This is a genomic window from uncultured Gelidibacter sp., from assembly GCF_947500795.1.
Classification (GTDB): domain Bacteria; phylum Bacteroidota; class Bacteroidia; order Flavobacteriales; family Flavobacteriaceae; genus Gelidibacter.
In genome coordinates, this window is the sequence record NZ_CANMTE010000005.1 from 154531 (window position 1) to 180455 (window position 25925).

22 protein-coding genes and 1 riboswitch are annotated in these 25925 nt (G+C 37.5%); of the genes, 21 read left to right on the forward strand and 1 reads right to left on the reverse strand.

The window, feature by feature from the left end; all coding sequences use genetic code 11:
• The 9 genes from Q0947_RS12620 (at position 1) to Q0947_RS12660 (ending at position 10373) form a co-directional block, all read left to right on the forward strand.
• Positions 1 to 576, forward strand: coding sequence for a bifunctional precorrin-2 dehydrogenase/sirohydrochlorin ferrochelatase (locus tag Q0947_RS12620; RefSeq protein WP_299398100.1), 576 nt, complete (start codon positions 1 to 3; stop codon positions 574 to 576).
• A 1-nt stretch (position 577) separates the two neighbouring features.
• Positions 578 to 1627: an NAD(P)/FAD-dependent oxidoreductase gene (locus Q0947_RS12625; protein ID WP_299398103.1), complete on the forward strand. Its 1050-nt coding sequence runs from the start codon at positions 578 to 580 to the stop codon at positions 1625 to 1627.
• A gap of 38 nt (positions 1628 to 1665) precedes the next feature.
• The gene (epsC, locus tag Q0947_RS12630) at positions 1666 to 2451 is read left to right on the forward strand and encodes a serine O-acetyltransferase EpsC (RefSeq protein WP_299398107.1); all 786 of its coding nucleotides are present in this window, start codon (positions 1666 to 1668) and stop codon (positions 2449 to 2451) included.
• On the forward strand, positions 2451 to 3338 hold the full coding sequence (gene cysM, locus Q0947_RS12635) for a cysteine synthase CysM (RefSeq protein WP_299398339.1): 888 nt from the start codon (positions 2451 to 2453) through the stop codon (positions 3336 to 3338). The genes epsC and cysM overlap by 1 nt, the downstream gene beginning before the upstream one ends.
• Positions 3339 to 3395: 57 nt before the next feature.
• Positions 3396 to 3536: riboswitch (SAM riboswitch) on the forward strand.
• Between the two features lie 50 nt (positions 3537 to 3586).
• Positions 3587 to 4588, forward strand: a complete 1002-nt coding sequence (locus Q0947_RS12640) for a homocysteine S-methyltransferase family protein (RefSeq protein WP_299398111.1) — start codon at positions 3587 to 3589, stop codon at positions 4586 to 4588.
• Positions 4589 to 4641: 53 nt separating this feature from the next.
• The gene (gene metH / locus Q0947_RS12645) at positions 4642 to 7317 is read left to right on the forward strand and encodes a methionine synthase (protein ID WP_299398116.1); all 2676 of its coding nucleotides are present in this window, start codon (positions 4642 to 4644) and stop codon (positions 7315 to 7317) included.
• A gap of 145 nt (positions 7318 to 7462) precedes the next feature.
• The gene (gene metF, locus Q0947_RS12650) at positions 7463 to 8419 is read left to right on the forward strand and encodes a methylenetetrahydrofolate reductase [NAD(P)H] (protein ID WP_299398121.1); all 957 of its coding nucleotides are present in this window, start codon (positions 7463 to 7465) and stop codon (positions 8417 to 8419) included.
• 99 nt (positions 8420 to 8518) lie between these two features.
• Complete coding sequence (locus tag Q0947_RS12655; protein WP_299398126.1) at positions 8519 to 9613, forward strand: acyloxyacyl hydrolase; 1095 nt, start codon at positions 8519 to 8521, stop codon at positions 9611 to 9613.
• 10 nt (positions 9614 to 9623) lie between these two features.
• On the forward strand, positions 9624 to 10373 hold the full coding sequence (locus Q0947_RS12660; protein ID WP_299398129.1) for a head GIN domain-containing protein: 750 nt from the start codon (positions 9624 to 9626) through the stop codon (positions 10371 to 10373).
• Between the two features lie 6 nt (positions 10374 to 10379).
• Here Q0947_RS12660 and gldA read toward each other — a convergent pair whose 3' ends face one another.
• Positions 10380 to 11273: a gliding motility-associated ABC transporter ATP-binding subunit GldA gene (gene gldA / locus Q0947_RS12665; RefSeq protein WP_299398133.1), complete on the reverse strand. Its 894-nt coding sequence runs from the start codon at positions 11271 to 11273 to the stop codon at positions 10380 to 10382.
• A gap of 669 nt (positions 11274 to 11942) precedes the next feature.
• Between gldA and Q0947_RS12670 the strand changes: the two genes are divergently transcribed.
• The 12 genes from Q0947_RS12670 to rlmN all read left to right on the forward strand — a co-directional run bounded on the left by Q0947_RS12670 (position 11943) and on the right by rlmN (position 25910).
• The gene (locus Q0947_RS12670) at positions 11943 to 12770 is read left to right on the forward strand and encodes a prephenate dehydratase (RefSeq protein WP_299398138.1); all 828 of its coding nucleotides are present in this window, start codon (positions 11943 to 11945) and stop codon (positions 12768 to 12770) included.
• The gene (locus Q0947_RS12675) at positions 12767 to 13912 is read left to right on the forward strand and encodes an aminotransferase class I/II-fold pyridoxal phosphate-dependent enzyme (protein ID WP_299398143.1); all 1146 of its coding nucleotides are present in this window, start codon (positions 12767 to 12769) and stop codon (positions 13910 to 13912) included. The genes Q0947_RS12670 and Q0947_RS12675 overlap by 4 nt, the downstream gene beginning before the upstream one ends.
• 1 nt (position 13913) lies before the next feature.
• Complete coding sequence (locus tag Q0947_RS12680) at positions 13914 to 14765, forward strand: prephenate dehydrogenase (RefSeq protein WP_299398146.1); 852 nt, start codon at positions 13914 to 13916, stop codon at positions 14763 to 14765.
• Positions 14766 to 14863: 98 nt separating this feature from the next.
• Positions 14864 to 15946 carry a bifunctional 3-deoxy-7-phosphoheptulonate synthase/chorismate mutase type II gene (locus tag Q0947_RS12685; protein WP_299398151.1) on the forward strand — a complete coding sequence of 361 codons (1083 nt, stop codon included), beginning with the start codon at positions 14864 to 14866 and terminating at the stop codon, positions 15944 to 15946.
• 256 nt (positions 15947 to 16202) lie between these two features.
• Positions 16203 to 17150, forward strand: a complete 948-nt coding sequence (rsgA, locus tag Q0947_RS12690) for a ribosome small subunit-dependent GTPase A (protein ID WP_299398156.1) — start codon at positions 16203 to 16205, stop codon at positions 17148 to 17150.
• Between the two features lie 111 nt (positions 17151 to 17261).
• Positions 17262 to 17714: a D-aminoacyl-tRNA deacylase gene (gene dtd, locus Q0947_RS12695; protein ID WP_299398161.1), complete on the forward strand. Its 453-nt coding sequence runs from the start codon at positions 17262 to 17264 to the stop codon at positions 17712 to 17714.
• Positions 17715 to 17766: 52 nt separating this feature from the next.
• Positions 17767 to 19668 (forward strand): DUF3857 domain-containing protein, encoded by a 1902-nt coding sequence (locus Q0947_RS12700; RefSeq protein WP_299398166.1) that lies wholly within the window; start codon positions 17767 to 17769, stop codon positions 19666 to 19668.
• Between the two features lie 4 nt (positions 19669 to 19672).
• Complete coding sequence (locus tag Q0947_RS12705) at positions 19673 to 21682, forward strand: hypothetical protein (protein WP_299398170.1); 2010 nt, start codon at positions 19673 to 19675, stop codon at positions 21680 to 21682.
• 1 nt (position 21683) lies between these two features.
• Complete coding sequence (locus tag Q0947_RS12710; RefSeq protein WP_299398174.1) at positions 21684 to 22010, forward strand: nucleotide pyrophosphohydrolase; 327 nt, start codon at positions 21684 to 21686, stop codon at positions 22008 to 22010.
• A 154-nt stretch (positions 22011 to 22164) separates the two neighbouring features.
• Positions 22165 to 23397: a 3-phosphoshikimate 1-carboxyvinyltransferase gene (locus Q0947_RS12715; RefSeq protein WP_299398178.1), complete on the forward strand. Its 1233-nt coding sequence runs from the start codon at positions 22165 to 22167 to the stop codon at positions 23395 to 23397.
• Between the two features lie 183 nt (positions 23398 to 23580).
• Complete coding sequence (gene queA / locus Q0947_RS12720) at positions 23581 to 24630, forward strand: tRNA preQ1(34) S-adenosylmethionine ribosyltransferase-isomerase QueA (protein ID WP_299398183.1); 1050 nt, start codon at positions 23581 to 23583, stop codon at positions 24628 to 24630.
• 239 nt (positions 24631 to 24869) lie between these two features.
• Positions 24870 to 25910, forward strand: a complete 1041-nt coding sequence (gene rlmN / locus Q0947_RS12725) for a 23S rRNA (adenine(2503)-C(2))-methyltransferase RlmN (RefSeq protein ID WP_299398188.1) — start codon at positions 24870 to 24872, stop codon at positions 25908 to 25910.
• Positions 25911 to 25925: the final 15 nt, after the last annotated feature.

The window sequence follows — 25925 nt, forward strand, 5'->3', positions numbered from 1 at the left end:
ATGGAACGAAATAATTTATATCCTATTTTCTTAAAAATGCATCACATCCAAACCCTTATAGTGGGTGGTGGCAATGTAGCCTTAGAAAAACTCACCTTTTTATTAAAATCGAGTCCCAATGCCAATGTAGAGATGGTCGCTCCTTTTTTTAGAGATGAGGTCAAAACGCTTGCGGCACAATTCAACATCAATCTGATCGTCATGGCCTATGATGATGCGTTTTTATGCGATAAAGACTTGGTGATAGCCACCACGGATAACTTGGAGGTCAACAAGCAAGTTTATAGCGATGCAAAACGACGAAATTTATTGGTAAATGTTGCGGATACGCCAGAGTATTGCGATTTCTACCTCGCTGGCATCGTTACAAAAGGCAACGTCAAAATAGCCATTTCTACCAACGGAAAATCGCCAACAACAGCGAAACGACTACGTCAGTTTTTTGAAGATGTCATTCCAGAAGATGTGAATGCAATGGTAGAAAATTTAAATCAGTACAGAAAAACAATAAAAGGAAATTTTGAGCAAAAAGTGCATGCACTCAACAAAATAACCGAAACCTTAATTAGTAAATAACATGATTACAACAGACATTTTAATAATAGGAGCAGGACCTACAGGACTATTTACCGTTTTTGAAGCCGGATTGTTAAAACTCAAATGCCATTTGATTGACGCATTACCCCAACCAGGTGGCCAGTGTTCAGAATTATATCCTAAAAAACCCATTTATGATATTCCAGGTGTTCCTGATATCTTGGCGGGCGATCTAACAAAAAACCTGTTGGAACAAGGCAAACAATTTGAACCGGGCTTTACCTTAGGCGAACGTGCAGAAACCATAGAAAAACAAGAAGATGGTAGTTTTATAATCACGACAAATAAAGGCTCCAAACATCATGCGCCAATTGTAGCTATTGCTGGCGGATTAGGGTCATTTGAGCCTCGAAAACCTTTGATTGACAATATTGCGTATTACGAAGATTTAGGGGTCGACTATTTTATTAAAGATCCTGAAGTGTACAGAAATAAAAAAGTTGTGATTTCTGGAGGTGGGGATTCAGCCTTAGATTGGAGTATCATTTTAGCTGATATTGCAGAAGAAGTGACACTCATCCATAGACGTAATGAATTTAGGGGCGCTTTAGATTCCGTAGAAAAGGTGCAGGAATTAAAGTTGTTAGGAAAAATCAATCTTATCACACCCTCTGAAGTTACTGCTTTACACGGTAACAAAAGATTGGAAGGCGTCACCATAGAACACGACGGAGCGAAAATTTTATATGAAGCGGACCATTTTATTCCACTCTTTGGATTGTCGCCAAAATTGGGACCAATTGGAGGTTGGGGATTGGAGATTGAAAAGAATGCCATAAAGGTGGATACGTTTGACTATCAAACCAATATTCCGGGAATTTTTGCCATAGGCGATGTTAATACATATCCTGGAAAACTAAAGTTGATTCTGTGTGGCTTTCATGAAGCAACGCTCATGTGCCAATCAGCGTATCAAATCATTAATCCTGGTAAAAAGTATGTACTTAAGTACACAACGGTCAGTGGCATTAATGGTTTTGATGGATCTCGAAAAGAAGCACCAAAAGCAGTTGTGCAAGCGATTCAATAAATGGCAGAAAATAAATGCTTAATTTTGATATTACAATTATGAATAACACGCAATATCAATATATGAGTAAAGTATCGCATCATCTCAACCAGTTTCAAACTTTTAATATCTGTTTGAAAGATCCTATAGAAACCTTCACGAACGCCTTGTTTTATATGCTGTTTGATGAAGAATATCGGAATCATAACTGTCAGTTTGTAAAGGACACTTTTCTTAAGATTACCAAGAAACTGAAATTAGAGGATGGTGAAGAAACATGGTTGCAATTTGAAAAACAATTCAGTACTATACGGGAAAAATTAGATTTAGACGCCATTGCTATTGAAAAAGGCGACCCTGCTGCACGAAGTTTAACGGAAGTCTATTTGGCCTATCCTGGTTTTCACGCGATTGCCATCCATAGACTTAGTCATGCCCTATATAATTTGAAATATTTCGTCATTTCTCGAATGATGAGTGAGCATGTGCACGGTTTAACCGGCATTGATATTCATCCCGGCGCCACCATTGGCGATTCATTCTATATAGATCATGGTACGGGCATTGTTATAGGTGAGACGGCCATCATCAAAAGTAACGTGAAAATTTATCAAGGGGTCACTTTGGGTGGTATTCAAATTAAAAAGGAGTTTTCAGACACCAAAAGACATCCAACCATTGAAGACAACGTCACCATCTATGCCAACGCTACCGTTTTGGGAGGCGATATTGTTATTGGTGCCAATAGTACCATTGGTGCTAACGTATGGATTACGCAATCCGTTCCAGAGAATTCGTTAGTAACTTATCAAACAGAAATTAAGATTAGCACGCGCAACAAATGATTAAAAGTCAATCGATAATAGATCAAATAGGGAACACACCACTTGTAGAAGTGAAACATATCATTTCTAAAAAAGGGGTGCGATTATTTTTAAAATTAGAAGGCAAGAATCCAGGAGGAAGTGTGAAAGACCGTGCCGCCTATAATATGATTTCTGAAGCTTTAAAACGGGGTGATATTAAAAAAGGCGACACCTTAGTAGAAGCCACTAGCGGCAATACAGGCATTGCATTGGCTTTTATAGCGCAATTGTTAGGCGTTAAAATGATCTTGATTATGCCAGAGAATTCGACTGAAGAGCGGATTAAAACTATGCGTGCTTACGGCGCCGAATTAATTTTAACCCCAGCTGATGATGGGATTGAGGGGTCTCGAGATCTTGCCGAAAAACTCGAGAAAGAAAAAGGCTATTTCATGCTGAACCAATTCGCAAATGACGACAATTGGAAAGCCCATTATAAAAGTACCGGCCCTGAAATCTGGCGAGATACCAACGGCGAAGTCACACATTTTGTATCCGCAATGGGTACCACAGGAACCATCATGGGGGTTTCAACATTTCTTAAAGAGCAAAATAAAAACATTACTATTGTTGGTGCGCAACCTAAAGACGGTGCTAAAATCCCCGGAATTCGCAAATGGCCTGAAGCGTATCTTCCCAAAATTTTCAATCGCTCTAAAGTAGATGAGGTTATTGAGGTGAGTGAAGAAGAAGCCATAGTTACTACTAATAGATTGGCAAAAGAAGAAGGTGTTTTTGCTGGTATGAGTAGTGGTGGTTCCGTAGCTGCGGCATTAAAAGTGGCAGAAAGTTTAGATCGAGGTATTATCGTTGCCATCATCTGCGATATCGGCGATAGATATTTGTCGTCAGATTTATTTGCTTAAAACTTGGTAAACCATTTTTTATGACTTAAATTCGCCCTTAGTTCATACTATTAATAATTGTTATCACGAAAGGCAGAGGGAATAGACCCAATGAAGCCTTAGCAACCCTTAAAATTCCTGCGTAGGCAGGAATCTCAATAAGAAGGTGCTAAATTCTACTTTATGCTGAATTTAATTCAGGATTTAGACAGATAACCAAAGTGTATTTTTCCTCACTTTCCTGATGACATTTTTATTTTTTTACAAGAATGTCAGATATAAAAACCGCATTACAATACCGAATTTTAGTTTTAGATGGCGCTATGGGTACTATGCTTCAGCGCTATAATTTTTCAGAAGAAGATTTCCGTGGCGAGCGATTTAAAGATTATCCAAGCTCCGTTAAGGGCAATAATGATTTGTTATCGCTCACCCAACCACAAGCAATTGCCGAGGTTCACCGCAAGTATTTTGAGGCGGGTGCTGATATTGTGGAAACGAACACCTTCTCAGGAACTACTATTGCTATGGCGGATTATAACATGGAAGATTTGGTTTACGAACTGAATTTTGAATCGGCTAAAATTGCAAAACAAGTTGCGGAAGAATTTACGAAAGCCAATCCTGACAAACCCCGATTTGTTGCCGGAAGCATTGGGCCTACCAATAAAACGGCGAGTTTATCACCTGATGTTAACAAACCTGAATTTAGAGCCATTACGTTTGACGAATTGCGCGTTGCCTATAAGCAACAAGTGGAAGCCTTGATTGATGGCGGCGTAGATGTCCTTTTGGTCGAAACCATTTTTGATACCTTAAATGCAAAAGCTGCATTATTTGCTATTGAAGAAGTTAAGGAAGAACGGAACATTGATATTCCTATCATGGTATCCGGGACCATCACCGATGCCTCTGGACGTACACTTTCAGGACAAACGGTGGAAGCGTTTTTATTATCCATTTCACATATTCCATTGCTCAGTGTCGGATTTAATTGCGCACTGGGTGCTGATCAGTTGCAGCCTTACTTGCAACGTTTATCTAACGAAACTGAATTTTACACGTCAGCCCACCCCAATGCTGGTCTGCCTAATGCGTTTGGCGAATATGAGCAAACTGCTGATCAGATGAAGGTTTTAATTGAAAATTATCTGAAAGATGGTTTGGTCAATATTATAGGCGGCTGTTGCGGAACCACCCCAGAACACATTAAGAAAATTGCAGACACCGCAAAAAATTACGCACCTCGAAAAATTGAAGTAAGTATTTAAAAAATCCTTCCCTTTTTTCAAGGGAAGTCGGAAGGGTGAAAATCAAAAAGAACATGAGCAAGACTAAGAAATACCTAACACTTTCAGGACTCGAACCATTAATTGTGACTCCTGAGAGCAATTTTATTAATGTAGGTGAACGCACCAACGTTACAGGGTCACGAAAATTCCTGCGACTTATTAAAGACGAAAACTATAGTGAAGCTTTAGATGTAGCACGTGATCAAGTGGAAGGCGGTGCCCAAATTATAGACGTCAATATGGATGAAGGCATGTTGGACGGCGTTTATGCAATGACCAAATTTTTAAATTTAATTGCTTCAGAACCTGATATTGCCAAGTTGCCGATTATGATTGACAGTTCCAAATGGGAAATCATTGAAGCGGGCCTAAAAGTGGTTCAGGGGAAATCAGTGGTCAACTCCATCAGTATAAAGGAAGGCGAGGAGACTTTTATCAAACAAGCCAAATTGGTAAAGCGCTACGGCGCCGCAGTAATTGTGATGGCGTTTGATGAAGATGGCCAAGCCGATACTTTGGATAGGCGGATTGAAATATGCAAACGCTCCTATGATATTTTAGTGGATAAGGTCAAATTTCCTGCTCAGGACATTATTTTCGATCCTAATATTTTCCCCGTGGCTACCGGTATGGACGAGCACCGATTAAATGCCTTGGACTTTTTTAAGGCAACCAAATGGATTCGAGAAAATCTACCATACGCCAATGTTTCGGGTGGTGTCAGTAACGTGTCTTTCTCTTTTAGAGGAAATACTGTTGTTCGGGAAGCCATCAACTCGGCATTTTTATATCACGCCATTCAACATGGGATGAATATGGGAATCGTCAACCCAACCATGTTGGAAATTTATGATGAAATTCCGAAGGATCTATTGGAGCATGTTGAAGATGTATTGTTTGATAGACGCGAGGATGCTACTGAACGCTTGTTGGATTTTGCAGAGACCGTTAAAGGGGATAAGAAAGAAGATGTTGCAAAAATTTTGGAATGGCGAAAAGACGCCTTACAAGACCGTATTACGCATGCGCTGGTGCGAGGAATTGAAACTTTTATTATTGAAGATGTAGAGGAAGCGCGTCAGCAAACGGGAAAACCTATTGAGGTTATTGAAGGCCATTTAATGATTGGGATGAGCGTTGTTGGAGACCTCTTTGGAAGCGGTAAAATGTTTCTTCCCCAAGTAGTCAAATCGGCGCGGGTTATGAAAAAGGCAGTAGCCTATTTACAACCGTTTATTGAAGCAGAAAAAGATGGAAAGCAGGAGTTTGCCGGCAAGGTTTTAATGGCGACCGTTAAAGGTGATGTTCACGACATTGGTAAAAATATTGTGAGTGTCGTTTTAGGTTGTAACAATTATGAAATCATCGATTTAGGAGTGATGGTGCCACCGGAGAAAATCATTGAAACCGCCATCAGAGAGAATGTCGATATTATTGGGTTGAGCGGATTGATTACGCCTTCTTTGGATGAAATGGTGTACGTGTCCAAAGAAATGGAAAAAAAGAACATCAATATTCCACTAATGATTGGCGGTGCGACTACGTCTAGAGCACATTCTGCCGTAAAAATTGCCCCAAATTATGGGCATACTGTCGTGCATGTTAATGATGCTTCGAGAGCAGTAACCGTGGTGGGTAATTTACTTCAAAAGGACAATCGCGTTTATAAAGAGCAAATTCGTGAAGAATATGAAAAATTTCGAGAGCAGTTTTTAAAGCGAGGCAAACAGAAAAATTTTGTGACTATTGAAGAAGCCAGAAAACGAAAATTTAAAATCGATTGGAACACTACGGAAATTGTCAAACCTAACCTATTGGGCGTTCAGATTATTGAAGATTTTGAGCTTAAAAAATTAGAGGATTTTATTGATTGGAGTCCGTTTTTTAGAAGTTGGGATTTACATGGTAAATATCCTGAAATTCTTACAGATGAGGTCGTGGGTGAACAAGCGACGGAGTTGTTTGCTGATGCAAAAGCCTTATTGAAAAAAGTGTTGGATGAAAAGCTCTTGAAAGCAAAGGCCATCTTCGGATTGTACCCCGCAAATACCATTAATGATGATGATATTGAAATCTACGATGTTTCAGGAAAAACACAAGTCACCTTTTTAACCTTGCGTCAACAATTAGAAAAACGGGAAGGCCTACCGAATTTTGCGTTAGCGGATTTTATAGCGCCTAAAGATTCAGGAAAACAGGATTACATGGGCTGTTTCTGTGTGTCTACTGGTTTTGGAACGGAAGAATTAGCCAAGCAATATGAGAAGGATCTCGATGATTATAATTCGATTATGATTAAAGCGCTAGCCGACCGACTTGCGGAAGCTTTTGCTGAATATCTACATAAGGAAGTGAGAACCAGTCATTGGGGCTATGATTCTGATGAGAATTTATCTAATGATGAATTGATCAAAGAAAGCTATAAAGGCATTCGCCCCGCACCAGGGTATCCTGCATGTCCTGACCATTTGGAGAAAAAAACAATTTGGAAGCTGTTGCAGGTGAAGGAAAATATTGGTGTGGAAATTACAGACAGCTTAGCGATGTGGCCAGCCGCAAGTGTTTCAGGCTATTATTTTGGAAACAAAGAATCCAAATATTTCGGACTTGGGAAAATCACCCAAGACCAATTGAAAGACTACGCCAAAAGACGCGGCATTAGCAATGAGGAAGCGGAAAAATGGTTGAATCCTAATTTGGCGGATTAAAGTCAGTTGGTGGTTGTGAAGAAAATTTCACAGAGGTTCACAGAAGGTACGCATAGCTACATAGAGAAGTTAAAAAATAATAAAACGGCCAAGAAAACATTCGTGTATTCGTGGCAAAAAAATCCCACTTAAGGGGAAAATACACATGAAAGTAACAGATCACATTAAACAAGCGAACGGAAATACACAATTTTCTTTTGAAATCTTACCACCATTAAAAGGGCAGCACATCCAATCAATTTTTGATAATATTGACCCATTGATGGAATTTAAACCGCCGTTTATTGACGTCACTTACCATCGCGAAGAGTATGTGTTTAAAGAACAAGAAAATGGCCTGCTCAAAAAACAAGTGGTAAAGAAGCGACCAGGAACCGTAGGTATTTGTGCGGCCATTCAAAATAAATATAAAGTCGATGCCATTCCGCATATTTTGTGTGGTGGATTTACCAAAGAAGACACTGAGAATTTTCTGATAGATCTAGACTTTTTAGGCATTCAAAATGTGATGGCGTTGCGCGGGGATGCCGTTAAAACGGAAACTTATTTCAGGCCAGAAAAAGATGGTCATGAGTATGCTAATGGCTTGGTGCAACAAATTAGTGCTTTAAATGAAGGCGTTTACTTGGATGAAGAACTCCAAAATTCCTCTAAAACCGACTTTTGTATTGGCGTAGCCGCCTATCCTGAAAAGCATATGGAATCTCCGAGTTTAGAAAGTGACATTCACTTCTTAAAGAAGAAAATTAAGAATGGCGCCGAATATGTCGTGACCCAAATGTTTTTTGACAATCAGAAATACTTCGATTTTGTCGAGAAATGCCGAACTGAAGGCATCACGATTCCCATCATTCCAGGATTAAAACCGATTGCTACAAAAAAGCAATTGAATTTGTTGCCACATCGTTTTCATGTGGATTTGCCTGAAGATTTGATTTTAGAGATTATCAAATGCAAGGACAATGCAGCAGTGAAACAAGTGGGCATTGAGTGGTGTATCCAACAATCTAAAGAATTGCAACAAGCAGACATTCCGGTGTTGCATTATTATTCCATGGGGAAAAGCGATAATATTCAAACGATAGCATCGCAAATTTTCTAAGCACCACAAGAGTCTTTTAAATGGTAAATCTAAAAGATAGATTCCTACAAGCAGCGCAATTTTAATTATTGCATTAAATTTGCCGCTTAATTTAAATTAATGAGGCGTCTAATAGTAGGTTTATTGTGTTTAACGAATGCGATCGTATTTTCTCAGGAAGAACCGGATGTGTTCACTCTTGACGCCAACTATTTCTACGGGACCATCTTGCAACATAATGCGGGAATTTCACATCTTATTACAGATCATCCCTCAGGAGTCATTTTAAGTTTTAATAAAAAAACCTACGGATTCAAACCTTGGGAAAGTCGCTACAATTATCCAGATTGGGGCTTTTCATTCATTTATCAGGATATGAAAGATTCGTATTTGGGTGAAAATTATGGGGTGTCAGCGCATTATAATTTCTATTTTTTAAAACGAAACTTAAACCTTAGAATCGGTCAAGGTCTTGCCTACACTACGAACCCTTATGATAGGGAGACTAATTATTCGAACATTGCGTATGGCTCAAAATTGATGAGTTCCACCTACCTCATGTTTAATTATAAAAAAGAGAATCTGTTTGAGGGCTTAGGGGTTCAGGCAGGACTTTCGCTCATCCATTATTCTAATGCCAACGTTAAAGCACCAAACAGTTCTACGAATACCTTCGCTTTTAATGTGGGTGCCAATTATATGATTGGGTATAAGGAGGAACCCGAGTTTCAACCGTCTACAGAAAGTAAGGAATTCACCGAGAAAATTAAATATAATATCGCATTTAGTGCTGGGGTTAATGAAAGTGATATTGTCGGAACCGGACAGTTTCCTTTTTATAATTTAGCTTTTTATGCGGATAAGCGGATTAACAGGAAAAGTGCATTGCATGTAGGAACAGAAGCATTTTTTGCGCAGTTTTTAAAGGAATTGATCTATTATTATTCGGTGGCATATCAAGAACGAAACATTGATCCTAATACAGATTATAAAAGATTTGGCGTTTTTGTTGGCCATGAATTGTTCATTAATAAAATGTCTTTTCTAACACAATTGGGCTACTACGTCTACTATCCATACGATTTTGAAGGGCGTGTCTATAACCGAATTGGATTGAAACGCTATTTTGGAGATCAGTTTTTTGGAGCGATCACATTAAAGGCGCATGCAGCAAAAGCAGAAGCGGTAGAATTTGGAATTGGTGTGCGCTTATAAAATTAAAAACATGAAGAAATTACTATACATATGTATTACAACCTTATTGCCTTCATGCAACGGTAATTCTGTGCCTGATTGTTTTTTAGCATCGGGAGCAATCATCCAAAAGGAGGTTGTTGTTTCGGAGTTTACTGAAATTGTTGTTTATGATCGGGTGCAGCTCATAGTTAAAGAAGCGCCTGAACAAAAAGTGACGGTGGAAACAGGCGAAAATCTGTTGGATGGTATTTCCATAAAAGTAGAAGGCGATCAGCTCATCCTAAAAAATAATAACAGTTGTAATATTGCTAGAAACTATGGTCTCACAAAGGTGTATGTGAGTTCGCCAAATATTACGTTTATCAGGTCTAGTACAGGATTGCCTGTGGTGAGTGATGGCGTTTTAAACTATCCGGAGTTTAAAATATTTTCTGATGATACTGAGGAAAAAGGAAAATACAACACGGCGGGAGACTTCAGAATGGACCTTAATTGTAAGAACTTATGGGTTCGAAACAATAATATATCAAACATGTATTTAAGCGGAACTGCTGAAAACATGCTGTTAGAATCGTGTTCTGGCGATTCTCGTTTTGAGGGTAGAAACCTTATTGTTCAAAATATTAAGGTTTTTCATCGCAGTAGTAATGACATGATCCTTAATCCGCAAGCGTCCATAACTGGCGAAATCAGGAGTACAGGAAACGTTATTTTAGTCAACGAGCCACCTGTGGTTGATGTAAAAGCAGTGTATAAAGGACGGTTAAAAATAGAGTAAGCTTTTTTAAGCCGTCAATTCTCTAAACAAACTTTCTAGATTCTTGTTTTTCTGATTCAGTTGCAGGATTTTTAAGCCGTTGTCATGCGCAAAATCAAAAACGCTCGGACGCATATCTTCTTTAGTTGAAAAGGTCAATTCATAAATAAAGTCGTGCGTGTTCTTTACATTTTCAATATGTTTTAAACGATTCAACAATACGTCTTCCACACGGTAATCAAACTCTACTTCTATTATTTGTGCTTGATCAGCTTTTAAATCGGTGAGTTTTTTATCGGCAACAATTTCTCCCTTGTTGATGATGATAACCCGATCGCAGATTGCTTCTACTTCTTGCATAATGTGCGTAGATAGAAATACTGTTTTTTCCTTCCCTAAAGATTTGATTAATTCACGTATATCGACCAACTGATTTGGATCTAAACCTGTAGTAGGCTCATCTAAAATCAACACCTCAGGATTGTGTAACAGAGCATTTGCCAATCCAACACGCTGACGGTAGCCTTTAGAAAGCTGACCTATTTTTTTATGGGCTTCAGGAGATAGTCCTGTAAGTTGAATCACTTCTTTAATGCGCTCTTTAGAGACATTATATACATTGGCATTAAACGCTAAATATTCTTTAACATACATATCCAAATACAACGGATTGTGTTCTGGTAAATACCCAACACATTTTTGTACCTCACGAGCGTCCTGTTGCACATCAAAGTCGTTCACTTTAGCACCACCTTCAGTGGCATCAATATAGGTGGTCAAAATTTTCATCATCGTAGATTTTCCAGCACCGTTTGGCCCTAAGAATCCAACAATTTCGCCTTTATTAATCTTAAAAGAAATATTGTTAAGCGCTTTTTGATCAGCGTATAATTTAGTTAGATGAGTGACTTCAATGGACATGCTTCAAGATATTTGGTCAAAAATAAGCATTTTTGATATGTAATGAATTAACGAAATCGTTGTAATATAAAAAGAACAAAAAAAACATTTTGTTTATTCGATTTATTAGTTACATTAGCGATATCAAATAATGAGAACAGCAGTTTACACATATCAAACTTGGAATTATTTCTTTTTTAGCAAAAGGAACGAGACTTCGTATGTGTAATTTATAACTTATAAATTTTATGTAAAAGTCTCGATGAAAATCGGGACTTTTTTTGTTAGTGAAACGTTCATTTTATGAGTTCGAAGAACGAAATAAAATGAACTAGTTGAACTAATCCCGCTGAAAGGCGGGATCCTTTTGAAGGTTTACGATCATTGGGTTCAGAGTGAAAATATGTTTGTTTTATCGTTTTCGGTTATGAGTTCGAAGAACGAAATAAAATGAACTAGTTGAACTAATCCCGCCGAAAGGCGGGATCTGTAAAATTTTGAGGCCATTGAATTCAATTCAGCAACAAGCATGTTTTATGAGTTCGAAGAACGAAATAAAATGAACTAGTTGAACTAATCCCGCTGAAAGGCGGGGTGCTTTTGAAAGTTTACAGCTGTTAAGTTAATTATTTGTATTGGATCATTTTACAAGATTGGTTATGAGTTCGAAGAACGAAATAAAATAAACACATGATAAAATCTGTTGCCATACAAGGAATTAAAGGGTCATTTCATCATATCGTTGCCATGCAATATTTTGATGTTCCAGTAAAGGTGGACGAATGTCTAACATTTGACGGCGCTGTACAAAGTGTGTTAACCCACAAAACAGATGCTGTTATTATGGCCATTGAGAATTCAATTGCCGGATCCATTATCCCTAATTATGCGTTGATTGACAATAACCATCTACAAATTATTGGAGAACATTATTTAGACATTCAGCATCATTTAATGGGATTGGCAGGGCAATCTATCGAGGATATTCATGAGGTGTATTCCCATCCCATGGCATTATTGCAGTGTAAGGAGTTTTTTAAAAAATATCCGCATATCAAATTGGTGGAGGATAAAGATACTGCTGAGGTAGCCCAACGCATTCAACAAAACCAATTAAAAAATGTGGGCGCTATTGCAAGTCGTTTGGCTTCAGAGTTGTTCGAATTGGAAATTATTTCAGAAAGTATCCAAACTATTAAACACAATGAAACGAGGTTTGTTATCGCCAAAACATCTAGTTCTGAAGTTGACGAAGTAAGAGTGAATAAAGCATCTTTAAAATTCGAATTAGATCATAAACGCGGCAGTTTAGCGTCTATTTTGAATGTGATGAGCGATTGCAATTTAAACCTTACAAAAATTCAATCCTTGCCAAAAATCGAAACACCTTGGAAATATTCATTTTTTGTGGATGTCACTTTCGAAGCGTATCAAGATTATCAAAAAGCCAAATCAATAATGGAAATTATGGCACAAGACTTTAAAGTTTTGGGCGAATATAAAAATGCACGACAATGATCACTTTCGCAAACCGATTACAAACAGTTGAAGAATACTACTTCTCTAAGAAATTGAGAGAAGTTAATTTGCTTAAGGCGCAAGGAAAACCAATTATTAATTTAGGAATTGGGAGTCCAGACTTAGAGCCGCCAACTCGCGTTATAGCAGCAATGACAGAAAGTTTGAACGACGCCGTGGCACATAAATATCAAAGTTATCAAGGGTTGCCAGAATTAAGAGAAGCCATGACGGGCTTCTATAAAGAACATTTTGGCGTATCTTTAAGTCCATTGACAGAAGTGTTGCCGTTAATGGGAAGTAAGGAAGGTATCATGCACATTTCTATGGCTTTTTTGAATGAAGGTGATGAGGCTTTGATCCCTAATCCGGGATATCCAACTTATCAATCTGTAACAAGACTTGTTGGTGCGACACCTGTTTTTTATGATTTAGTAGCTGAAAATGATTGGTGCCCTGATTTGATCGCTTTAGAAAAAAGTGATTTATCAAAAGTGAAATTGATGTGGATCAGTTACCCTCATATGCCAACAGGAGCAACCGCTAGCAATAAGGTGTTTGAAGACATCATTGCCTTTGCAAAACGTCATAATATATTGGTCATTAACGATAATCCGTACAGTTTTGTGCTGAATGATTATCCGCGAAGCATTTTGAAATACAGAGGCGCAAAAGATGTCTGCTTGGAGTTGAATTCATTAAGTAAAACCTTCAATATGGCAGGCTGGCGTGTAGGGATGGTAGCAGGAAGACCTGAATATATTGACGCTATTTTAAAGGTTAAAAGTAACATGGATTCTGGTATGTTTTACGGCATTCAAAAAGGTGCTATTGAAGCCTTAAAATGTTCAAAAATGTGGTTCATTAGTTTGAACAGCGTTTATGAAGAACGCCGTAAAAAAGTATGGGAATTAGCAACCGCCTTAAAATGTACGTATGATGAGAATGCCACAGGCTTGTTTGTTTGGGCAAAGCTACCAGCACAAAAAACTGCTGAAGCCTATATTGATATGATCTTAAAGGAACACTCCATATTTGTGGCACCAGGAACCATTTTTGGAAGCAATGGCGAAGGATATATCCGGTTTTCATTGTGTGCTCCGATAGAGGAATTAGATGAAGCGATTGCAAGAGTAAAATAATATGAAAAATATATATGTCATAGGTGTTGGATTGATTGGCGGTAGTTTGGCGCTTGATATTAAACAACACGATCCCAAAATAAAAGTGTTCGGAATTGATCGTAATGATGCTCATTTGGACGAAGCACTTCAGTTACAGGTTATTGATGCCAAAGCCACCTATGAAGATTTAAAACATGCCGATTTGGTCATTATGTCCATTCCTGTTGATGCGGCAGTGACGGAAATCATAAAAGTTTTGGAATTGGTATCTGATGATGCTTTGGTGATGGATGTTGGCTCTACAAAAGCTGAAATTTGTAAGGCGATTGATCAGCATCCGAAACGGCGTAATTTTTTAGCAACACATCCCATTGCAGGAACTGAGTTCTCTGGACCAAAAGCCGCTATTTTAGGATTGTATAAAAACAAGACCAACATCATTTGTGAAGTTGAAAAAACAGCATTTAAGCTTCAAGAAAAAGCGTTGCAATTGTTAACAGATTTGGGCATGCGCATTCGCTATATGAATCCGGAAGCACACGACAAACACATTGCGTATGTGTCGCATTTATCGCACATCAGTGCATTTATGTTAGGAAAAACGGTCATCGATAAAGAGAAAAACGAACGGGATATTTTTGACATGGCAGGGAGTGGATTTGCATCAACCGTGCGTTTGGCAAAAAGTTCGCCTGAAATGTGGACACCAATCTTTAAACAGAATAAAGCCAACGTCCTTGAAACCTTGGATGAATACATCAGCAATCTGACAAAATTCAGGGCGCTCATGCATGATGATGATTTTGAGGCTATTTATTCAGAAATGAAGAACACCAATCACATTAAGGACATATTAAACGGGATAGAATAGAGAAAATAGAATAGAGAAAAGAGAGACGAGAACAGAGATTTAATTTTTGTGACTTTTTCTCGTCTAAATAAAGAATTGAATTAGTAATTAAGAATATCATGGAAAACAAGAAAGAGTTAAGAACATGGTTGGATGATTTAAAATTAGATCACCCATTGGTCATTGCAGGCCCATGTAGCGCAGAAACAGAAGAACAAGTCTTAGGCATCGCCCATCAGTTAAAAGATACGGATGTGAGTTATTATAGGGCAGGAATATGGAAACCACGTACACGCCCAGGAATGTTTGAAGGTGTTGGTGCGTTGGGTCTAAAATGGCTGCAAAAGGTGAAAGCTGAAACGGGTATGAAAACCGCAACAGAAGTAGCCAATAGAGCGCATGTTGAATTAGCTTTGGAGCATGATATTGATTTACTTTGGATTGGTGCACGTTCTACCGTAAGCCCTTTTATTGTTCAAGAAATTGCTGATGCCTTAAAAGGAACAGATAAAATTGTATTGGTTAAAAATCCGGTCAATCCAGATTTACCACTTTGGTTGGGAGCCATTGAGCGTTTAGCTTCTGCAGATATCAAAAGATTGGGAGCCATCCACAGAGGATTTTCAACCTATGATAAAACAAAATATAGAAATAATCCGGAATGGCAATTGGCAATTGAATTGCAAACCAAATTCCCTGATTTACCATTAATCAACGATCCATCGCACATTACTGGAAAACGCGATATGATTTTTGACGTGTCGCAAACAGCCTTAGATTTAAATTTTGACGGACTAATGATTGAAACGCATACCGATCCTGATGCGGCTTGGAGTGATGCAGCACAGCAAGTCACACCAAAAGCATTGATTCAAATGATGTCCGATTTGAAAATTAGAAAAGAATCAGATCCAGAAGCGGAATACAATACCAATTTGAATAATTTGAGAGCTCAAATTGATGTTGTAGACAATCAACTTATTGAGATGATGGGCAAGCGTATGAAAATTGCTGACGGAATTGGCGCCTTGAAAAAACAGAAAAACGTTGCCGTGTTGCAAAGCAAACGTTGGAATGAAATTTTGGGTAAAATGGTATTGGAAGGTGAGCAAAACGGATTGAGTGAGGAATTTATCCTTAAAATGTTTAAAGCCATTCACCAAGAATCTATCAATCATCAAGAGAAAATTATCAACGCTTAGTTCTTAGTAAATATCGCGTAACTATCGGAAGAGTGACGTTGAGGTTTTTATATGAAAAATCTCGACGCCGCTTCATCTGATAAGAAATAAAGAGCTCTTTAATATCTAGAATATTATACGGGTGTTTTGAAAATTCTATATTTTTATCAAACGCATTGAACGAATTCTAATGTCGCTAGTTTTTTCGATAACTTTAAACTCCAGAATTGCGCTTTCTACACATAAAAATTGTTATTTTGTTGTTTAAATTAGATTAATGACAGGAATAGTTTATAAATCCACAGGAAGTTGGTACACCGTAAAAACAGATTTGGGTGTTGTGTATGATTGCCGAATAAAAGGGAAATTCAGACTGAAAGGCATCAAAAGCACTAACCCCATTGCGGTTGGAGATGTGGTGGATTTTGATATCGAAACCTTAGATAATGTTACTACAGGCATTATTCACACCATTCACGACAGAGAAAACTATATTGTTCGTAAATCGGTGAACCTTTCCAAGCAAACGCACATCATCGCTTCAAATATTGATCAGGTGTTTTTGCTCATAACCATCAATAATCCGCCTACACTTACCAGTTTTATAGATCGTTTTTTGGTCACTACGCAAGCGTACGGGATTAAAACAGTATTAGTATTCAATAAAATGGATACTTACGATGAGAATAACGTGATGGAAGTTAAATATCTGGAATCTGTTTATCGAAAAATAGGGTATGAGTGTATAGAAGTATCTGCAATGACGGGGCAGAATATTGAGCATTTAAAAGGCTTGATGAAAGATAAAACAAGCATGTTTGCTGGGCATTCGGGCGTTGGGAAATCGACTTTGGTCAATGCTATAGAACCTGATTTAGATCTTAAAACCAAAGAAATTTCCATGCAACATATGCAAGGTCAGCATACCACTACGTTTGCGGAAATGTACGATTTAGGTTTCGGTGCAAAAATTATCGATACTCCTGGAATTAAAGGTTTTGGTGTGGTAGATATGGATAAGGAAGAAATTGGCGATTATTTCCCAGAATTTTTTGCCTTAAAACAGGATTGTAAGTTCAATAACTGTCTCCACGTTGAAGAACCACATTGCGCTGTAAAAGACGCTCTAGATAAAGATGAAATTTCATTTTCCCGATACAGAAGTTACCTGCAGATTTTAGAAGGTGATGATGAGCATTATCGTACGGAAGAATGGATGAAGTAAAGGATTCAGTCTTCAGTTGGCAGTTCTCAGTCTTCAGTTGGCAGTTAGTTTTTACACCGTTTTACAATTGGTTAATTAATTAAAATTTTTCTTTCCGAGACCTCACTAATCATGAAAGTAGTTGTTCAAAGAGTTTCCAAAGCAAGTGTCACCATCGCTAATGAGAAAGTAGCTTCCATAGGCAACGGGTTATTAATTCTTTTGGGTATTGTAGATGAAGATACACTGGAGGATATCCAATGGCTCACGCGGAAAGTAGCCAATCTTCGTATTTTTGAAGATGACCAAGGTATTATGAATCGTTCGCTTATTGATGTGGACGGAGACGCCATCGTGGTCAGTCAATTTACCCTTCATGCGTCAACTAAAAAAGGCAACAGACCTAGTTATATTAAGGCTGCCAAACCTGAAGTGGCAATTCCATTGTATGAAAAATTCATAGCACAACTGGAAGCGCAACTTAGTAAGACGATTCAGACAGGTCAATTTGGCGCTGATATGAAAGTTGAGCTGTTAAATGATGGTCCTGTTACTATAATTATAGACTCTAAAAATTTGGAGTAAACTATTAGGTTATTTGTTAAAAAGTTCTAAATTAGCTTTCTAACAAGCCTCCATGATCAAAGTTTACCGCTTAATTTTTGTCTTGGTTTTTCCTATTCTTTGTGTGGCACAGGATGAGAAACTACTGACCTTCCATAACATTTCCACTGATTTAATTGAAAACGCTAACGCTGTTGTAAGACTAAATGACGTTCATATTGAAGTCAAATCTTACAATAAAATGGTGTATACCAATAAGCGGATTGTAACCGTGTTAAATTCTTCCGGCAACTCTAAAGTTGGGGCTGTAATGGGGTATGATGAAAATGTTTCCATCAAGAAAATGGAAGCGCGCATCTATAATTCATTCGGAAAGGAAATTAAAAAAATAAAAAAGAACGATTTTGAAGATGTGAGTGCTGTTGATGGCGTTTCACTGTATACTGATAGTCGTGTTAAATATTTGAGATATACACCTACGGATTATCCTTACACCATAGTATTTGAGACCGAAGTTGACTACAATTCTACAGGTTTTGTGCCAGGTTGGAGGCCAATTGAAGGTTATTTTACCAGCACTGAGAACGCGAGTTATAAAATCAGTAATCCCTCAGGTATTGAAATCAAAACTAAGACCAATAACTTCGAAACTTTTGGTATTGAAAAATTGAGCGACTTCTCTTATAAGGCAACTAATTTATCCGCATTAAAATCAGAATCTTATAGTCCGGATTTTATTCAATTCGCTCCCAACCTAAAAGCGACTTTAACCAAGTTTGAGATGGAAGGTGTTAAAGGTTCAAATAATAATTGGAGCGATTTCGGGAAATGGATGAATGAAACTCTGGTTATGGACACGCAAGCGCTTCCTGCTGAAGTTAAATCTGAAATCAAAGCCCTCACAGCTCATGCAACCACTGCTATTGAGAAAGCTAAAATAGTATATCAATATATGCAGAATAAAACACGGTACATCAGCGTGCAAGTTGGCATCGGAGGGTGGAAGCCTATGTTGGCAACGGATGTGCACAGGTTGGGTTATGGTGATTGTAAAGGGTTGACAAATTATACCAAGGCCTTACTAAATGAGGTTGGTGTTGAAAGTTATTATACGGTAATTTTTGGCGGACCTGATATTGAAGATATAGATGCCACATTTTCATCAATTCAAGGTAATCATGTGATCTTGAGTCTGCCTGTTGAAGATGATTATATTTGGCTTGAATGTACGAGTCAAACGTCTCCTTTTGGTTACAACGCCAATTTTACTGATGATAGAGATGCACTTATTTTAACTCCAGAAGGTGGAAAAATAGTGCATACAAAAGTGTATAGCGCAGCAGAAAACCTATTAGATACCAAAGCAAAGGTGGTATTATCTGCCGATGGCGATTTTAAGGCCAACATTCAGATGAACGCTTATGGCACTCAATATGGTCATCATGAAGGCGTCCAAAATAAACCTTTAAAAGAACAAGCACTTCACTATAAAGAGTATTGGAGCTATATCAATAATTTAGATATGCTCTCTATGGTTTATAATAATGATAAAGAGTCCATAACATTCACTGAAAATATTGAATTAAGTGCTAAAAAATATGCTTCCATCACAGGAGACAGATTGTTGCTAAGTCCGAATTTCTTCAATGTATTATCGGCCGTTCCACCGCGTTATCGTGATAGAAAATTGCCTTTTGAAATTGAGCGTGGTTTTCATGATAAGGATAGCTATGAGATTTCAATTCCTGAAAACTTTGAAGTTGAAGCATTGCAAGACGCTGTACATCTCAAAACCCAATTTGGTGAATATGCGTCTTCTATCGTTAAAAATTCAGACAACAGTTTAGTATTTAATCGTACGTTTATCTTAAATAAAGGGGCTTATGAAAAGGAAGATTACGAAGCCTTCAGAAGCTTTTGGTTAGAGGTCGTTAAACACGATAATTCGAGAATTATATTAAAATCAAAATCATAACCCCATGAAAAAAATCATCTACCTATTTGTTTTTCTGGCCTTTAATTGGTCTAATGCTCAAGACTTCAGATTTGGGAAAGTGTCAAAGGAAGAACTTCATGAAGTTAAAAATCCGAAAGATCCCGAAGCAAATGCAACAATTTTATATCTCAATCAGAAAACCTATTATAATTACAATTCCACTGATGGATTTGTTCAGGTAACTGATGTGTATAAGCGTATAAAAATTTATAATAAAGATGGTTTTGATTGGGCCACAGAAGAGATTCGCCTTCGAGATAACGGGTCAAAAAAAGAAGCGGTAGGTGGTCTTAAAGCGGTTACTTATAACTTGGTAAATGGAAAGATTGAAGAAACCAAACTTAAAAGAGATGGGGTTTTTACTGAAAAAGTAAGTAAATATTGGACTTTAGAGAAATTCACGATGCCTAATATTAGTGAAGGTTGTGTGATTGAATTTGAATATCGCGTGACCTCTCCATATATCGGCATTGACGACATGAATTTACAGTATGGTATTCCTATTAAGGAGCTGGAAATTTCAGCAAGAATTCCAGAATATTTCAACTTTAATAAATTCGTGAATCCAAGAGCTACTTATATCCCAAAAATTACGGATTCTCAGTTGCTCCGAACAGAAACTATAGACAGTAAAAATAGGCAACATGATGGAAAAACTAGTAAAACGAACTTTTCTAGCGATAAATGGGAGTTTAAAGAGAATAAAACCGAAGTAAAGTTAAAAAACGTTCCTGCACTTAGAGACGAAGAATTTGTGAGTAATCTCAATACTTACAGAACCAAGTTGGTTTGGGAATATGCTTTTTTTAGAGATCCAAGCGGTAAATTTACAAGCTACGCTACCTCTTGGGATGAAGTCTCCAAAACGATTTATGATGACTCGGAATTTGGAGCACAATTAAAGCAAGACAACTATTATAAGGATGATGTTACAGCACTCATTAAGGATGCTAAAAACGATTCTGAAAAAATTAATTTGATCTTCAATTTTGTCAAGTCTAAGGTGAAATGGAATAACTATAACGGGTATTTGACTGAAAATGGGGTTAGAAAAGCTTACAAGGATGGGGTTGGGAATGTTGCAGATATTAATTTAATGCTCACATCGATGTTGCGATTTGCTAATTTAAATGCCAACCCAATGTTGATTAGTACACGAGCTAATGATATTCCATTATTCCCTGGTACTGGCGGATTTAATTATGTGATTGCTGCCGTTGAGGTTCGTGATGATGTGATTGTTTTGGACGCTACTGATAAATTTGCAACGCCTAATGTCCTCCCAACACATGCCATTAATTGGCAAGGGAGAATTATTAGAGAATCGGGCAGTTCAACCTGGTTTGATTTGACGCCTAAAGAATCTGTAAGGGAAGTTGTGTTGTTAAATGCTAAAATAAATGACGATCTTACAATTGAAGGCAAAGTGAAACATCAAATGAACTCTTTTGCAGCCAAAGATTTTAGAACCAAATATCAAAATTTCAATGCTGAAGAAAAGCTTATGGATGTTGAAAAAGGTAAGGGTGAAATTGAAGTGTCCAATTATGAAATTAAAGATATGGACAATATCGATCAACCAATTGCCTATGGATATGATTACAACTTAAAAAGTGGCATTGAGAAAATAGGGGATAAGGTTTTCGTGACGCCTATGTTGTTTTTTGCTCTTAAGGAAAACCCATTTAAGCAAGATAAAAGAGATTTTCCTATTGATTATATTTACCCCTTCAATGACAGATACCAAGTTAACATCATGCTTCCAGAAGGGTATGTGGTAGAATCTATGCCTGCTAGTTCTATGGTTCAGTTTAATGGAAGTGAAGGTGAGTTTAAGTATATTGCAAATGAAAATGGAAAAATGTTGCAGTTTGTTATATCGGTTGATTTGAAACAACCTTTAATTTTGCCTAATGAATATGATGATTTTAAAGCGTTTTATCAATTGATGACAGAGAAACAAACTGAGAAAATTGTTCTGAAAAAGATATAACATGGATATTAAAAACGCGCAATTAAATGTAGATGAGTGGATCAAAAATCATGGGGTCCGCTATTTTAATGAGTTGACAAACATGGCACAACTTACTGAAGAAGTAGGAGAGGTTGCCAGGATTATTGCCCGTCGTTATGGCGAACAAAGTGAAAAGGAAAGTGATAAAGACAAAGATTTGGGTGAGGAATTGGCCGATGTTGTTTTTGTAGTATTGTGTTTGGCTAATCAAACGGGTATTGATTTGCAAGAAGCTTTTGATAAGAAAATGGAAAAGAAGACAAAGCGTGATCATGATAGGCACCATAACAACGAAAAGTTGAAGTAACGCATCTTTTATCTTAAGAATATAAATTCTCCATGAATAGAAATATTGGTTTCTATTTATGGGGATTTTTGCTTTTATTAATGAAACTTCATGCATCTTTTGGAGGCATTATGGATTTGCTTTTCTATTTTCGTAGACTGAAATTTTTAAAGACATGGTGTTCACTCTTCATAAATCGACTTTAGTAGAAAATCCTTCAAAAATTGTCATTACCGGATCTAAAAGCGAATCCAATAGACTCTTGCTTTTACAAGCACTATATCCTGAGTTGGAGATTCAAAATGTATCCAATTCTGACGATTCTGAAGTGATGCAAAAAGCATTGGCATCAACCTCAAATTTAATCGATGTGTCTCACGCTGGTACCGCAATGCGATTTTTGACCGCGTTTTTTGCTACGCAAGAAGGAAGGGAAATTACGATTACCGGTTCCGCTCGAATGAAAGAACGCCCAATTCAGGTCCTGGTAGAAGCTTTAAATACCTTAGGCGCTGATATTTCTTATCTCCAAACGGAAGGTTGTCCGCCGTTAAAAATCAATGGAAAAGCACTTTCAAAAGATAAAGTTTCATTAAAAGCGAATGTGAGCAGTCAGTATATTTCAGCGTTATTGCTAATTGCTCCAAAACTCAAAAACGGGTTGCAATTAACTTTAGAAGGCGAAATTACATCCGTTCCATATATCAACATGACCTTGAATTTGCTCAATCAAATTGGTGTCAAAACCACTTTTGAAAATAATATCATAACAGTCAGTCCACTTGTAAAACTAAATCAGCAACAACAGGTATTGACAGTTGAAAGCGATTGGTCATCAGTGTCCTATTTTTACAGCATCGTTGCCTTGAGTCCTGTCGGAACGGAAATTACCTTGTCTTATTATAAAAAAGACAGTTTGCAGGGTGATTCAGTGCTGGCTAACATTTATAAAGATTTTGGCGTAGAGACGACCTTTGGTGGTAACTCCATTGCCCTGTTAAAACAGTCTGAATGCCAATTGGAATCTATCGATTGTGAACTTCAAAATGCGCCAGACATTGCACAAACTATAGCGGTAACCTGTTTTGGATTGGGTATTGGATGTTATTTGACAGGATTACACACCTTAAAAATCAAAGAAACTGACCGATTGGTGGCTTTAAAAACAGAACTTGAAAAATTGGGAGCTCAAGTTGATATTACAAATGACTCGTTGGTACTAAAATCATCTACACAAATTAATGCAAATGTGAGTATTGCTACCTATCATGATCATAGGATGGCAATGGCTTTTGCGCCTTTAGCCTTAAAAACGGATCTTCAAATTGAAGACGCCATGGTGGTTTCGAAATCATATCCTAAATTTTGGGATGATCTAAAAACCATCGGATTTAAAATATCAAAATAATAATCGGTCATTTACTTGACAACGCCTACTTTGAGATTGTATATTTGCAGCCTGCAAAAAATCTATACAAATCGCGTGGTGAAATACTTATACCTGAGTTTGACACGGGCGAGATGATAGAAAAGGTATTCCTGAGATCTGCTGGCAGATAGATCTGATCATTTAAAATAAATACATTTAAACATGAAATTATCCCAATTTAATTTTAAACTTCCTGAAGAATTATTAGCTGAACATCCTTCTGAAAATAGAGATGAAGCGCGTTTGATGGTCTTGAACAGAAAAAACAAGACGATTGAGCATAAATTGTTTAAGGATCTTATTGATTATTTTGATGAAGGAGATGTCATGATCCTTAACAATACGAAGGTTTTTCCTGCGCGTTTATACGGTAATAAAGAGAAAACCGGAGCACGTATTGAAGTGTTTTTATTAAGAGAACTTAATGAGGAACAACGTTTATGGGATGTTTTGGTAGATCCAGCTCGTAAAATACGTATTGGTAATAAATTATATTTTGGTGATGATGAAACGTTAGTAGCTGAGGTTATTGATAACACCACTTCAAGAGGTCGTACTTTGCGTTTCCTTTATGATGGTTCTTACAAGGAATTCCGCCAAAAATTAACTGAATTGGGTGAAACGCCACTTCCTAAATACATCAAAAGAGATGTAGAGCCAGAAGATGAGGAGCGTTACCAAACTATTTTCGCGAAAAACGAAGGCGCTGTTGCAGCACCTACTGCAGGGTTGCATTTTTCTAAACACTTATTAAAGCGTTTGGAAATTAAAGGAATCGATTTTGCTGAGGTGACACTTCACGTTGGATTAGGAACATTTAATCCAGTGGAGGTTGAAGATTTGTCTAAGCACAAAATGGATAGTGAAGAGGCTTTCGTTGATCAAAAAGCGGCAGATATCGTAAATAATGCCAAACTTAAGAAAAAGAGAGTTTGTGCTGTTGGTACAACGGCTATGAGAGCTATTGAAAGTTCAGTATCGTCAAGCGGCACGCTAAATGAATTTTCAGGATGGACTAACAAATTCATTTTCCCTCCTTATGATTTTAGTATTGCAAACTGTATGATTACGAATTTCCATACACCAAAATCAACCTTATTGATGATGGTTTCTGCATTTGCAGGTCATGATTTCATGAAAGAAGCTTATGAAGAAGCTGTGAAAGAAAAATACCGTTTCTATACTTATGGAGATGCCATGTTGATTCTCTAATTAACATTAAATAATAATAAAAGCCCTGTCGTAATGATGGGGCTTTTTGTTTAGGAGGCAGTTTGCAGTTTGCAGTCTTCAGTTTTCAGTCTGCAGTACGCAGTTTTCAGTGAATTATCCGCTATAACATTTTTGTGTCTAAATTCATTTTCACTTTCAAGTTCAACTTCAATTTCAATTTCAGTTTCATTCCCAATTTCATCCTCAAGTAGTTTCCTTTCATTATTTTTGCAATTGCAATGGAAACAATAAAAAAAGACATACGAGCATTATCAAAAGAACAACTCCGTGAATTTTTTGTCGCGCAAGGCGATAAGGAATTTAGAGGGAATCAAGTTTATGAGTGGCTATGGAATAAAGGCGCCCATAAGTTTGAAGACATGACGAATATCTCCAAAGAAATGCGTCAGGTTCTTGAAGATCATTTTGTAATCAACCATATTGAGGTGGATCAAATGCAACGGAGCTCAGACGGTACGGTTAAAAACGCTGTGCGCTTGCACGACGGATTGATTGTGGAGTCGGTGCTGATTCCTACCGCAAAGCGTACAACGGCCTGTGTGTCGTCTCAAGTAGGTTGCAGTCTTGATTGTAAATTCTGTGCGACAGCGCGTTTGAAGCGTATGCGTAACCTTAATCCGGATGAAATATTTGATCAGGTAGTTGCCATTGATAAAGAAAGCCGCTTATATTTTAACAGACCGTTGAGTAATATTGTGTTTATGGGCATGGGAGAACCGCTTATGAACTACAATAATGTGTTGAAGGCTATTGATAAAATCACCTCTCCAGAAGGTTTGGGCATGTCTCCAAAACGTATTATCGTTTCAACATCTGGCGTTCCTAAAATGATTAAGAAAATGGCGGATGACGAAGTGAAATTCGGCTTAGCGGTGTCGTTGCATTCTGCTATTGATGAGGTCAGAACGTCAATTATGCCTTTTAATGCTACGTTTCCTTTGGCCGATTTAAGAGAAGCTTTGGAATATTGGTATGCCAAAACAAAAAATACCATTACGTATGAGTATGTGGTTTGGAAAGGTATCAACGATTCTAAAAAGGACGTGGATGCCTTGATAAAGTTCTGCAAATTTGCGCCGAGCAAGGTTAATTTGATTGAATACAATCCTATTGATGATGGTCAGTTTCAGCAAGCCGATAATGACGCCTTAGACATGTATATTTCTATGTTGGAAGCAAATAATATTACCGTTACCGTAAGACGTTCCAGAGGTAAGGATATTGATGCAGCCTGCGGACAATTGGCGAATAAATCTTAAAAATTAGTTTCTCTA